Raw genomic sequence first — 12,694 nt, 5'->3', positions numbered from 1 at the left:
AGCTCTCACTGCCCTTATACCAGATTACAAGACAGAAAAACTTGATGAGATAGGTTCTTTTCAATTTACAACGTTGAAAAAGGGCATCAAATGATGCCCTTTTAAAGCTAGTTACGTCAAACTTATTTGATGATCTTAGCAACAACACCAGCACCAACAGTACGACCACCTTCACGGATAGCGAAGCGTAAACCTTCGTCCATCGCGATTGGTGCGATCAGCGTTACTGTCATCTGAATGTTATCACCTGGCATTACCATCTCTACGCCTTCTGGCAGTTCGATAGTACCGGTCACATCAGTTGTACGGAAGTAGAACTGTGGGCGGTAGCCTTTGAAGAATGGCGTATGACGGCCACCTTCATCTTTGCTCAGAATATAAACTTCTGATACGAACTGGGTATGTGGATTGATACTACCTGGCTTAGCCAGTACTTGACCACGCTCGATTTCTTCACGCTTAGTACCACGCAGCAGAACACCTACGTTCTCACCCGCACGGCCTTCGTCCAGTAACTTACGGAACATTTCTACGCCAGTACAAGTCGTTTGTACGGTATCTTTGATACCTACGATCTCTACCGCTTCACCGACTTTCACAATTCCGCGCTCTACACGACCGGTAACAACGGTACCACGGCCTGAAATAGAGAACACGTCTTCGATTGGCAGCAGGAACGGACGGTCAATTGCACGCTCTGGCTCTGGGATATAGCTATCCAGGAAACCGGCTAATTCGATGATCTTAGCTTCCCACTCAGGAACGCCTTCTAACGCTCTCAGCGCAGAACCGCGTACGATTGGTGTATCGTCGCCTGGGAAGTCATACATTGAAAGTAATTCACGTACTTCCATTTCAACCAGTTCTAACAGCTCTTCGTCATCAACCATGTCACACTTGTTCAGGAACACGATGATGTAAGGAACGCCTACTTGGCGACCTAACAGGATGTGCTCACGAGTTTGTGGCATTGGGCCGTCAGTTGCTGCTACTACCAGAATAGCGCCGTCCATTTGAGCAGCACCAGTGATCATGTTCTTAACGTAGTCGGCGTGTCCTGGGCAGTCAACGTGTGCATAGTGACGGCTTGGGGTGTCATATTCTACGTGAGAAGTATTGATGGTAATACCACGCGCTTTTTCTTCTGGTGCATTATCGATTTGATCGAATGCACGAGCCTGACCACCGTAAGCTTTTGCTAATACGTTGGTGATAGCTGCTGTCAGAGTAGTTTTACCGTGGTCAACGTGGCCGATAGTACCGACGTTTACGTGCGGTTTTGTACGTTCAAATTTTTCTTTAGACATTGATAGTCCCTCTAAAACACGATAGATCGTGGTTAAACCACATTAACCAAGCAAACGCTTGTAATAGTAGTTCGAGTTAGAAGTTATCAGGGGAAATTACTGTAGAAGGGAAAATGGTGCTGATAGGCAGATTCGAACTGCCGACCTCACCCTTACCAAGGGTGCGCTCTACCAACTGAGCTATATCAGCATTTGGAGCGGGCAGTGGGAATCGAACCCACATCTTCAGCTTGGAAGGCTGAGGTAATAGCCATTATACGATGCCCGCAGTTCCGAACTCAGTGACCTGGTGCTTCAACACTCTAAACTTGGTGGTGGGGGAAGAATGACTTCAGACACTGCGATACACCCTTTAGGTAACTACTGAGTAGTTTTCTCGCTTTGCTGAGTACTGAACTTCAGCTGAAGTCCCAAACTCATCCCCTTTCAGGTGTCTTTTCAGACACTGTATTGATGCCACATCGCGTCAACACAATCAAATAATGGTGGCGGGGGAAGGATTCGAACCTTCGAAGTGAGTCACGGCAGATTTACAGTCTGCTCCCTTTGGCCGCTCGGGAACCCCGCCCAGAATTCTTGATTGGTGCCGGCTGCCGGAATCGAACTGGCGACCTACTGATTACAAGTCAGTTGCTCTACCTACTGAGCTAAGCCGGCATCAAGTGCTGCGCATTCTAGGGAGACATTAAGAACGATGCAACAAAAAAATTCAGTTTAATGCTCTTTCGCGCACTTTTTAATCAAATCTGTCTTTTTTTTATCCATGCCGAACAGATTATAGTCAATTACCAGACCTAAACTAAACAAATTTTAACCAGCCATTTTCATCTATTTTTTGGTCTGCGCTTTTTGCCACACATTTCGCTCAAATTTCGATATATCCGATCTATATCAAAGTGCGAAATTTTCATCCTTGCTATAAAACGCACCTAAAGTATGAAGTTTTCATTAAAAGTTATGACAAACGTTTTAACGCATCCCAAAAATCTATGAATAAAATATCAGGAGCAACGTTACTTCATGAAGTCTAGGTTATCCTTTTTCGTACTTTGCCTGTCTGCGGCCCTCACCTCTGCCCCCGCTTTCGCACAGAGCCATACGTTAAAATTGGCCATTGGTGCAGAACCTTCTGAGGGTTTTGATCCACTGCTGGGCTGGAGCCACGGCAGCTATGTATTACTTCACAGCCCTTTGTTACGCCAAAATGCTGACCTAAGCTGGCAACCAGTTCTAGCTGATAACTATAAGCTCAGTGACAACGGCCTAACTTGGACTGTGCACCTGAAACCCGATCTAAAATTTTCCGACGGCTCGCCACTAACCGCTGATGACGTCGTATTTTCCTATAATCAGGCCGCCATTAGCGGCGGTAAAGCCGATATGAGTAGTTTTCAACAGGCTAAAGTTATTGATAAGCAAACGCTGACGATTCAGCTTAAACATCCTGAAAGCACATTTATCAATGTGCTTGGTGCATTGGGGATCGTTCCACAAGCCAAATATGGCAAAAACTTTGCCCGTCAGCCTATCGGCGCGGGCCCTTACAAACTCGCCAGTTTACAACCGGGACAACAGTTGATTGTTGAAGCAAACCCCTACTATGTGGGTAAAAAGAATGACTTCGACAAACTGGTATTCGTATTTTTGGATCAGGATAGCGCCTATGCAGCTGCCAGCAGTGGCAAGCTGGATATAGTTCGTATTCCACAGTCATTGGCTAATCAGACCGTTCGCAATATGAAACTGCTAGTTCAACCAAGCGTTGAAAACCGCGGTATCATGTTTCCAATGGTTCCTGCAGGTAAGAAAGATACTCAGGGCAATGATATCGGTAATAACATCACCGCCGATATCGCTATTCGCCAAGCAATTAACTATGCGGTTGACCGCCAGCTTCTTGCTACTCAGCTGTTTGATGGACATGCAACGCCAGCGTATACCGCAGTCAAAGGACTCCCGTGGGATAATCCTGAAGCACAATTCAAAGATGGCGATATCGAGAAAGCCCGTCAAATTCTGCAACAGGCTGGATGGGTGAGCAAAACACCTGACGCAATTCGCGAAAAAAACGGCATTCCGGCTAAGCTCACCCTTTGGTATGCCAGCGGAGACAGCACTCGTCGCGATCTGGCACAGGCTTTTAGCTCGATGCTAAAACCAATAGGTATTGAAGTTACCCTCAAATCAGGCAGTTGGGAAACGGTAGAACGCTACATGCACGCCAACCCAACCCTGTTTGGCTGGGGCAGTCTAGACCCGATGGAGCTTTACCATCACTACTCCAGCAAGTTGCAAGGCGAAGGTTATTTCAACCCGGGATACTACTCAAACGCCAACGTAGATAAACACCTGCAACAAGCTATTGAAACCCCAAACTGGCAGGCTGCTAAAACTATATGGCAAAAAGTTGACTGGGACGGAACCACCGGCGTGGGCGTTAAAGGTGATGCTGCATGGGCATGGCTAATTAATCTGAATCATACTTATCTGGTTAATCCCTGTGTCAGCTTAGGTCAGGGAGCACCGGAAGCCCACGGCGACTGGACAGTGCTCAACAACCTTGAGAACTGGAGTTGGGCCTGTAAGTAATGCGCCAGTTGCCACTACTCAGTTTAAGACTTATCAGCCTACTGCTTATGGTTGGAGCGGGCACCTTTGTTTTGCTCAATTTTTCTCCGATAGATCCTATTCGAGCCTATATCGGTAATGACTTATTGCACGTTCCACCAGAACAATACGCCCACATTGCTGCCCGCTGGGGGTTGGACCAACCGCTTTGGCAGCGTTTTCTTCTCTGGTTAAAACAGGTGTTACAGGGCGATCTAGGTTACTCGATGGTGTATCACGCCCCGGTCAGGGAAGTGATTGTCCAACGATTTCTCACCTCCTTCATGCTACTGGCATCGGCTTGGGTACTCTCTGGCCTATTGGGCATTGCATTAGGACTTATCGCTGGTCGTTATCTGAATCGCTGGCCCGATAGTATTATTCGTACTCTGTGTTATCTGTTGTCTTCACTGCCTACCTTCTGGATTGGCATCCTACTGCTGGCGTTCTTTTCGGTCAAACTGGAGTGGGCTCCCATATGCTGTGCTTGGCAGCCTGGGCTAACAGGAGATGAAGCAACGCTTGTTCAGCGCCTTCACCATCTGATTTTACCCACCATCGCTTTAGGATTATTGGGGGTGGGTAATATTGCTCTGCACACTCGCTCGCGCATTGAAGAAGTGACCCAAAGCGAATTTATCTATTACGCTCGCGCGCAAGGTGACAAAGGCTGGTCGTTAATTAGATTTCATATGCTGCGCCATGCGCTAACCCCTGCTATCTGCCTGCAATTTGCCTCATTAGGTGAGTTATTGGGTGGTGCACTGTTAGCCGAGAAGGTGTTTGCGTATCCCGGTTTAGGTCAGGCAACGATTGACGCAGGGTTGCGTGGTGATGTGCCGCTATTACTAGGTATCGTGTTATTTATCACTCTGCTGATTTTTATTGGTAATACCTGCGCCACAATATTGCTGAACCGTATTAATGCACCGCTGCGGAGAGTCCCGTGAATAAAACACTCCTCCAACTGTTTCTGGCAACTGCGCTGCTTAGTATCCTGTTGTTTCTGGGAATTCACAGCAACTATCAAGAAATGACATTAAATCTGCTTAGCCGCCGCAGTGCTCCCTCCCTACAATATTGGTTTGGTACCGATAATTTGGGCCGGGATTTATGGCTGCGCTGCTTACAAGGTATGATGACCAGCATACAAATCGGTTTTATAACGTCATTATGCAGTGGTTTTTTGGCGCTGATTATTGCCATCCTCAGTCAACTGAACAAAACCATGGATTATCTTATCCGTACGTTGATTGATACGTTTATTGCCCTACCCCATTTACTACTATTGATTCTTATCTGTTTTACCTTTGGCGGTGGCAAATGGGGTGTCATTGTTGCCGTCTCTCTGACTCATTGGCCAAAGCTGGCACTCATTCTGCGTTCCGAACTATTACGCATCGGGCAGGCTGACTATATTCTGTTAGCCCAACGCACCGGGCTCAGCCGTTGGCAATGCTGCTACAAACACTATCTGCCGTTGCTGTTACCGCAGCTTTTAGTGGGGTCACTACTGATTTTTCCCCATGCGGTGTTACACAGCGCCGGACTCAGTTTCCTTGGATTCGGACTGGAACCTCATGAACCTTCGCTTGGATTACTGTTATCCGATGCCCTGCGTTATCTGAGCAGCGGCGACTGGTGGCTGGCGGTTTATCCTGGCTTGACGCTGGTCATTTTAGTCCTGACTATCGATCAATTAGCCCGTAGCCTACAAAAAATCTGGCTAAGGAAATCATCATGTTACAACTAAAAAACCTGGGGCTGTCCTGTGCCAACGAGCGCTGGTTCCGCCCACCTGTCTGGAACTCAATTCTGCACGATATCAATCTGAAAGTGCAGGCGGGAGAGCTAGTGGCCTTGGTTGGAGGAAGCGGAGAAGGTAAAAGTTTATTACTGCAAACTATTTTAGGGTTGCTACCTTCCACCATGCGTTCATCCGGTCAGATTTTAATGGATGACTGTATTATCGATGCCGCCCAACAACAGACCCTTAGGGGAAATACACTGGGTTATATCCCACAAAGTGTCAGCGCCTTAAATCCCTTAATTCGAACAGGGAAGCAGATCCAACGGGCAGCAAAACTCAGTGGAAAAACACCCTCAGACGAAACTATTTATCAACAATTACAACGCTATAATTTGCCAGAGCGGTTGCTGGAACAATACCCATTATCTCTCTCTGGCGGTATGGCAAAACGTATTTTAGTTAGTTGCGCCACGTTGAGCCAAGCGCGCTTTATTCTGGCTGACGAGGTCACCGCCTGGCTTGATAGTCACCATGCTGAAATTCTACTTAATCACCTGAAAAATTTATGTAATCAGGGCCGTGGAATACTGTGGATTACCCACGACTTGCATCTGGCGGCTAATTTTGCCGATCGCATTGCCGTTTTACATCAGGGGACGATTAAAGAAGTTATTCACTCCTGCGTACTGCGTCATGGTGGCGGTAGCGCATGGCTTCAATCGCTGTGGCAGGCTCTGCCAGAACAGCATTTTACTCATACTCCAGAGCCGCTTTATCATGCTGCAAGCGCATAATATCAGCATCACTCAAGGTGGAACCACTCTTTGGCCTGACCTGAACTTATCAATAGCGCCTACCGAACGCCTGGGCATCTTTGCCCCCAGCGGCTACGGTAAAACTACGCTAGGCCGGGTATTAGCGGGCTGGCAGCAGCCGACAAAAGGTCGCATCACTCTGGATAATCAACCCTTGCCCCTCAAGGGTTACTGCCCAGTACAATTGGTTCCACAACACCCTGAGCGGACATTTAATCCCGCCAGAACCACGGGCGCCGCACTGTATGATGTTTGGCAACCAGGAAATGAATGGCTGGAAGCACTGGCTATTGTTCCAGAATTATTAAAGCGCTATCCATCAGAAGTTTCCGGCGGCGAGCTAGCCCGCATTGCCCTTCTCAGAGCGCTGGCCCCAAAAACACGGTTTCTGATTGCTGATGAAATAACGGCCCAACTGGACCCACTAATGCAAGCGCAAGCATGGCGTTTCATTTTACAGCAGAGCCAACAGCGAAATTTAGGCATGGTCATTATTAGTCACAACAACGCGCTATTAGATCAAGTGTGCACACAAGTCTGGCAACCTAAGCCATAACCGTTATGGTTACCAGTAAGCTATCCCACCATGAAACAGCTAGAACCTTATCGATAAAATTTAAAATTTCCCCTCGCTACTATTACATACTGTAGGATGCGCCTCACATTTTGAGACAGTGCTTCTTGTACCGGCGGTCTGAAGAACTATAGTCAGGCCAACACTCTGGCTACAGCTCGGCCGGTAGAAAACACACGATTAATATCTGAGGAACCGACGGCAATGTCTTTCCCCTTTTTGGACTACAAACGGTTCATTCAACGATTTCGGCCACACACCCTACGTAGCAAAATGATGGTGTTGGCAATTGTAATGGTCTCGCTACCAACACTGATCATTGGTTATCTCGTTGAAACTGAAGGTCGCGATGCCCTATTGCAGGAAAAAAAGATTAAATTATCCGCTGTCACACAACTGCTAGATGATGCGCTAAAAGATTCGTTTAAACTCTATCCAGACCTGCCTCGCGACCAGCGTATAGCCGCATTGAATAAGCTGTTGGCACCGACTACTGACACTATCACCAAAGCGTTTTCTGGCGTAGGTGCCGGTTATTACAATCTGGAGCTGGATGCCATCATTACCTATGGTCCACAAGCGCTACATGGCAATGCGGTCGGCGTCACGATAAAGCAGGACCATCCTGGGCGTGATGTGATGGCAAGCGGAGAACCACTTGTTCGTTGGGGGTCACAGGTACGAGGTAATATCATGAACTCGATGATCCCGATTAAACGCGATAACCACGTTATCGGCTATATCTGGGCGAACGAGCTCTCCAACGATATTGCCCGCCAAGCATTAGCCATGGACCTGAAAATCATTACCGTCATCTGTATTGGTATGCTGTTCAGTATCTGGATGATAGCCGCTTTTTCCCGCCGATTTGCGTCAGATATCGATACCATCAAGTCGGGTCTTAACGAGTTACCCCTCAATTTAAAAACTCAGATCCCCCCTATGAAAGGCGAAATGGGTGAAATATCCGACAGCGTAAATTCACTATCCCGAGCGCTAAGGGAGGCGAAAACACTGAACGAGTTAATCATTGAAAGCGCCGCCGACGGAGTGATCTCCGTGGACATTGAAGGCTGTGTCACCATGATGAACCCAGCAGCAGAAGAGATTACGGGTTATCAGCAAAAAGAGCTGATCGGCAAGCCCTACGCAGAAATCTTTGAAAACACCAATTTCTTTAGCCCGGTACTTGATACCTTAATCCACGGCATCGAACATGTCGCTCAAGAAGTTGATTATCCTGGCAAAAACCGCACCATACAAATCAGTGTCAGCACCAGCCAACTACGCAATGCGCAGGGAGATACCGTGGGTGCTCTAGTTATTTTCACCGATTTAACCGCCAAGAAAGAGGTTCAGCGCCGCATAGAGCAAACAGAACGTTTAGCGACACTTGGGGAGTTAATGGCGGGTGTGGCACATGAAGTTCGTAACCCATTAACCGCTATCAGCGGCTTTGTTCAGATACTGAAAGACAGCGAAACCGACCCACAACGGCTGGAGTATACTCAAATCATTCTGAAGGAAGTCCATTCCATCAACAAAGTTATCCAACAGTTGCTAGACTTCGCTCGCCCACGGCCGAGCCTGTATCAGAAAATCAATTTAAATCAGGTCATTAATCAAAGTTTGATTCTGGTAAAAACCAAAGGGATTGAGGCCAGAATTGATTTTGTGGTTAAACTCGAAGAGCCGCTATCTGATATTGAAGCCGATGGAGAACTATTAAAACAAGTATTGCTCAATCTATTGATTAATGCCGTGCAGTCGATTGCTGCTCGAGGGGAAATTATTATCACTACCCGAGCGCTATCACCGGACTGGCAGGAAATCACGATTTCTGATAACGGTTGTGGTATCAACGACGAAATAAAAACCAAAATATTTGATCCGTTTTATACCACTAAACCATCAGGTACCGGGCTCGGTCTATCAATCAGCCACCGCATTATTACCGCCCACGATGGAGATATTACGCTGACGAGTAAACTTAATCAGGGAACCACTTTTACCATCGTATTACCGGTTAAACATAGCGAAGGAAGTCCAGCATGAAAAAATCCTACCGTATTCTAATCGTTGATGATGAAGAGAGCGTTCGTCGTATGCTCACCACCGTATTTACCCGTGACGGACACCAGCCCATCTGTGCAGAGGACGGTCAACAGGCGTTAGAACTCTTTAAACAACAAACGCCAGATATCGTTCTGATGGATATTCGTATGCCCAAGCTAAATGGCATGGAAGCACTACAGGTGATGCGGCAAACTCACCAGAACATACCGGTCATTTTAATGACCGCCTATGCGGCAGTGGAAACCGCCGTGGAAGCTCTGCGTCTAGGCGCATTTGACTATGTCATTAAACCTTTCGATCTCGATGAGCTAAAAATAATGATCGGTCGTGCTATGCAGCTACGGGAAATGAAGCAGGAGATTAATCTGCTCCACCGCGCGTTGTCTGACAGCTACCAGTGGGATCGTATTCTCACCAACAGCCCCAAAATGATGGAGTTGTGCAAAGACACGGCAAAAATAGCCCAGAGTAATGCCAGCGTGCTGATCACCGGAGAAAGCGGCACCGGTAAGGAGTTAATTGCCAAGGCTATTCACTATAACAGCCCGCGAGCTAAAGGCCCTTTCATTAAAATTAACTGTGGCGCACTGCCGGAGTCTTTACTGGAAAGTGAACTATTCGGCCATGAAAAAGGGGCATTTACCGGTGCGCAAACTCAACGCCAGGGGCTATTTGAACGCGCCAATCAAGGGACTCTACTGTTAGATGAAGTTGGCGAAATGCCCCATAACTTACAGGTAAAACTGTTACGTGTTTTGCAGGAAAGAGAGTTTGAACGATTGGGTGGAGGCCACACCATTAAAACCGACATTCGCCTGATTGCCGCCACTAACCGTAATCTGGCCGCTATGGTGGAACAAGGAGAGTTTCGTCAGGACTTATTCTATCGCCTGAACGTCATACATCTTTCACCCATTCCCCTACGCGAACGCCCAGAAGATATCGCGCTGTTGGCTCAGCACTTTTTACAAAAATTCAGTGCAGAAAATAGCAAAGAAATTGTAGAACTAGATCCCAGCACATTAGCCATTCTTGAAAGTTACCCGTGGCCGGGGAATGTCAGAGAACTCTCCAACGCCATTGAGCGAGCGGTCATCATGAGCACCGGATTTATTATCTTCCCGGATGAACTACCGGAACACTTACAGCAGCAGCTCAATATTCCCCATATCGGCGAAACGGGGCATCCCCTAATAGGGCATACGCTAAAAGAGAACCTAAAAGCTTACGAACGTGAATTAATTTGCACCGCACTGGCGAACAATCAGGGGAATCGGGTTCAGGCAGCCCGTTTTCTGGGGATCAGCCGTCGGGCATTAATGTATAAACTGCAAGAGTATCGTATTGACTAATATCGCTTCTTTTTCTGTTATCACCGGCCCTCTGGCCGGTTACTCCAAGCCTTCACAGCGCATTTTTAAATACTGAAAAAACCGTTCGACCTACAGTTCAAAAAATTATTTCCACAAATAAACAATAACGTCTGGTTTTTTGATTCATGAATAGCGAAAATAACGCAAACGATTACGTAAACCATGACAGGAAATAAGTGATGTTAAAGAAGAGTGTGTATCCGTTGTTTTTTATTCCACTTTTTATCTCAGGTCAGGCATTAGCCAACGAAGCACCAATTAAAGTGAAAGTATTCGTTGGTTCTATGTTTGAAATCGGCCAAAACACTGGAGATAAAGCCGGAGAGTTCCAGTATTGGTATGAGAAATATTTTAAAAACAGCCAACCAATCACTGTTAAAGGTGCGGCATCACCGGTTTTCTGTAACGACAATGGCGTATGTGGTTCCGTATTAGGCATGGGTAAAGTGGCCTCTTCCTCCTCTGTGCAGGCTATTCTGCTAAACCCGCAGTTTGATATGTCACAAACCTACTTCATGATTAATGGCGTTGCCGGTACGCCGCCATCTCGCGGAACCATCGGAGACGTTAGCTGGGGTTCATGGGTCATTGATTACGATCTGGGTCACCGCTGGGCACCCGCAGAAGGTCTGCACGATGGTCAAACCTTTATGCCACGCAAAGGTTACGAAAATATTCGCAGCTACCAGCTCAATCCAACGCTGGTCTCTTGGGCGATGAAAGTCACAGGACAAACCAAACTGCTGGATTCTGAAGGCGCACAAAAGTACCGTCAGCGTTATCCAGATGACAATGCCCGACGCGCACCAAAGGTTCTGACAGGGACTCACATGACAGGGGATACCTTCTTCCACGGTCCGGGAATGTCAAAAGAGGCTCAGTACATTGCTAAACTGTACGGTGCGGACGACTATCTGGTAACAGAAATGGAAATTGCTGCAATAACTCAGGTTATTGCCCGCACTCAAGGCACCACTCAGCGTGTATTCAGTTTACGTGGTTCGGTCAATTTCGATCAGGGTAATCCTAACGAAACCACGTTGGAGCATTTAGACCCGGCCCCAGGCCAAACCGCTGGCGGGTTTAAAGAAACCGTAGAGAATATTGCTACTGTCGGTGGCGAAATGACGGACTACATTGTTAGTCATTGGGATACATGGCAGAACGGTGTGCCGGCACTGAAGTAATCTTAAAAACAGTAAAAGGCTGTAATAATCACAGTCTTTTACTGGGTAGATCCATCATCGCCTGAATAATTGCGATACCCACCACAATATTTAACTGCTTTTATTAACTACCCCCATCTACCGGTGAAACAAAAGGTGCACACCTGTGCAAATAATTGCACACTTTATCTTGCTATTTTTAGCCACCGCTTCATTTCAACTCTCGCTAAAATTAAATTAATTAATTGATTATTAATAATTAACTTTAATAAAGTGCAAAAAACCGCATCAACACCATAACTGGCACATCCCTTGCAATTCCTTGCGTGAGTCCTTCTTCGGACATCAAAACATAAGGAATAATTATGAAAAATAAACATATTGATATACAGCAAGCTGCTGAATATTTTCGTGATGGCATGACTATCATGGTTGGCGGTTTCATGGGTGTGGGAACACCGCCGCGTCTGGTCGAGGCCCTACTTAATTCAGGTGTAAAAGATTTAACGATTATTGCTAACGATACCGCATTTATTGATACCGGCATTGGCCCTTTAGTGGTCAACGGTAGAGTGAAAAAGGTCATTGCTTCGCACATCGGCACCAATCCAGAAACAGGCCGCCGCATGATTGCCGGTGAAATGGAAGTTGAGCTGGTACCTCAGGGAACGCTGATTGAACGGATCCGTTGTGGCGGTGCTGGCTTGGGTGGTTTTTTAACCCCGACAGGGGTTGGTACCGTGGTCGAAGAAGGCAAACAAAAACTCACTATCGACGGCGCTGACTATCTTCTGGAACTCCCTCTGCGCGCTGATTTAGCACTCATTCAATCCCATATTGCTGACCATCAGGGCAACCTAGTTTATCAATTAACTGCTCGTAACTTTAACCCCATCATCGCACTGGCTGCCGATGTGGTTATTGCTGAGCCGGATAGTTTGGTGGCTGTGGGTGACATCGCCCCCGACCACGTTATGACGCCGGGTGCATTAATCGATCATATTGTTTATCCAAAGGAGAGCTAAT

General features: G+C 47.0%; 10 protein-coding genes and 4 tRNA genes. 9 read left to right on the top strand and 5 right to left on the bottom strand.

The features are described from left to right. Positions 1 to 122: 122 nt before the first annotated feature. The 5 genes from tuf to HYN51_RS01045 all read right to left on the bottom strand — a co-directional run bounded on the left by tuf (position 123) and on the right by HYN51_RS01045 (position 1,964). Positions 123 to 1,307: an elongation factor Tu gene (gene tuf / locus HYN51_RS01065; protein ID WP_108900585.1), complete on the bottom strand. Its 1,185-nt coding sequence runs from the start codon at positions 1,305 to 1,307 to the stop codon at positions 123 to 125. Positions 1,308 to 1,421: 114 nt separating this feature from the next. Beyond that, positions 1,422 to 1,497 (bottom strand) — tRNA-Thr (locus HYN51_RS01060). Between the two features lie 3 nt (positions 1,498 to 1,500). Beyond that, a tRNA-Gly gene (locus HYN51_RS01055) sits at positions 1,501 to 1,575 on the bottom strand. Positions 1,576 to 1,790: 215 nt separating this feature from the next. Beyond that, positions 1,791 to 1,875, bottom strand: a tRNA-Tyr gene (locus HYN51_RS01050). Between the two features lie 13 nt (positions 1,876 to 1,888). Further along, a tRNA-Thr gene (locus HYN51_RS01045) sits at positions 1,889 to 1,964 on the bottom strand. Between the two features lie 363 nt (positions 1,965 to 2,327). Here HYN51_RS01045 and HYN51_RS01040 point away from each other — a divergent pair. From HYN51_RS01040 to atoD, 9 genes are all read left to right on the top strand, one after another. After that, positions 2,328 to 3,896: an ABC transporter substrate-binding protein gene (locus tag HYN51_RS01040; protein WP_108901155.1), complete on the top strand. Its 1,569-nt coding sequence runs from the start codon at positions 2,328 to 2,330 to the stop codon at positions 3,894 to 3,896. Then, a complete protein-coding gene (locus HYN51_RS01035; protein ID WP_108901154.1) occupies positions 3,896 to 4,864 on the top strand; it encodes an ABC transporter permease in 969 nt (322 codons plus the stop codon). The genes HYN51_RS01040 and HYN51_RS01035 overlap by 1 nt, the downstream gene beginning before the upstream one ends. Next, entirely contained in the window at positions 4,861 to 5,667 is an 807-nt protein-coding gene (locus HYN51_RS01030) for an ABC transporter permease (protein WP_108901153.1), read from the top strand. The genes HYN51_RS01035 and HYN51_RS01030 overlap by 4 nt, the downstream gene beginning before the upstream one ends. Further along, complete coding sequence (locus HYN51_RS01025; protein WP_108901152.1) at positions 5,655 to 6,458, top strand: ATP-binding cassette domain-containing protein; 804 nt, start codon at positions 5,655 to 5,657, stop codon at positions 6,456 to 6,458. The genes HYN51_RS01030 and HYN51_RS01025 overlap by 13 nt, the downstream gene beginning before the upstream one ends. Then, on the top strand, positions 6,442 to 7,035 hold the full coding sequence (locus tag HYN51_RS01020; protein WP_108901151.1) for an ATP-binding cassette domain-containing protein: 594 nt from the start codon (positions 6,442 to 6,444) through the stop codon (positions 7,033 to 7,035). Before HYN51_RS01025 ends, HYN51_RS01020 begins: the two co-directional genes overlap by 17 nt. Positions 7,036 to 7,257: 222 nt before the next feature. Further along, positions 7,258 to 9,108, top strand: a complete 1,851-nt coding sequence (gene atoS, locus HYN51_RS01015) for a two-component system sensor histidine kinase AtoS (RefSeq protein WP_108901150.1) — start codon at positions 7,258 to 7,260, stop codon at positions 9,106 to 9,108. Beyond that, on the top strand, positions 9,105 to 10,481 hold the full coding sequence (gene atoC, locus HYN51_RS01010) for an acetoacetate metabolism transcriptional regulator AtoC (RefSeq protein ID WP_108901149.1): 1,377 nt from the start codon (positions 9,105 to 9,107) through the stop codon (positions 10,479 to 10,481). Before atoS ends, atoC begins: the two co-directional genes overlap by 4 nt. 200 nt (positions 10,482 to 10,681) lie before the next feature. Next, complete coding sequence (locus tag HYN51_RS01005) at positions 10,682 to 11,689, top strand: purine-nucleoside phosphorylase (RefSeq protein WP_108901148.1); 1,008 nt, start codon at positions 10,682 to 10,684, stop codon at positions 11,687 to 11,689. A 344-nt stretch (positions 11,690 to 12,033) separates the two neighbouring features. Further along, positions 12,034 to 12,693 carry an acetate CoA-transferase subunit alpha gene (atoD, locus tag HYN51_RS01000; protein WP_108901147.1) on the top strand — a complete coding sequence of 220 codons (660 nt, stop codon included), beginning with the start codon at positions 12,034 to 12,036 and terminating at the stop codon, positions 12,691 to 12,693. Position 12,694 lies beyond the last annotated feature (1 nt).

This window comes from Limnobaculum parvum, from assembly GCF_003096015.2.
Classification (GTDB): Bacteria; Pseudomonadota; Gammaproteobacteria; order Enterobacterales; family Enterobacteriaceae; genus Limnobaculum; species Limnobaculum parvum.
This window is presented reverse-complemented; position numbering and strand designations above follow the sequence as displayed.

What these genes read in the sequence shown, in the direction of transcription:
- tuf (WP_108900585.1), bottom strand. Translation starts at nt 1,307, where the DNA reads ATGTCTAAAGAAAAATTTGAACGTACAAAACCGCACGTAAACGTCGGT.
- HYN51_RS01040 (WP_108901155.1), top strand. Translation starts at nt 2,328, where the DNA reads ATGAAGTCTAGGTTATCCTTTTTCGTACTTTGCCTGTCTGCGGCCCTC.
- HYN51_RS01035 (WP_108901154.1), top strand. Translation starts at nt 3,896, where the DNA reads ATGCGCCAGTTGCCACTACTCAGTTTAAGACTTATCAGCCTACTGCTT.
- HYN51_RS01025 (WP_108901152.1), top strand. Translation starts at nt 5,655, where the DNA reads ATGTTACAACTAAAAAACCTGGGGCTGTCCTGTGCCAACGAGCGCTGG.
- HYN51_RS01020 (WP_108901151.1), top strand. Translation starts at nt 6,442, where the DNA reads ATGCTGCAAGCGCATAATATCAGCATCACTCAAGGTGGAACCACTCTT.
- atoS (WP_108901150.1), top strand. Translation starts at nt 7,258, where the DNA reads ATGTCTTTCCCCTTTTTGGACTACAAACGGTTCATTCAACGATTTCGG.
- atoC (WP_108901149.1), top strand. Translation starts at nt 9,105, where the DNA reads ATGAAAAAATCCTACCGTATTCTAATCGTTGATGATGAAGAGAGCGTT.
- HYN51_RS01005 (WP_108901148.1), top strand. Translation starts at nt 10,682, where the DNA reads ATGTTAAAGAAGAGTGTGTATCCGTTGTTTTTTATTCCACTTTTTATC.
- atoD (WP_108901147.1), top strand. Translation starts at nt 12,034, where the DNA reads ATGAAAAATAAACATATTGATATACAGCAAGCTGCTGAATATTTTCGT.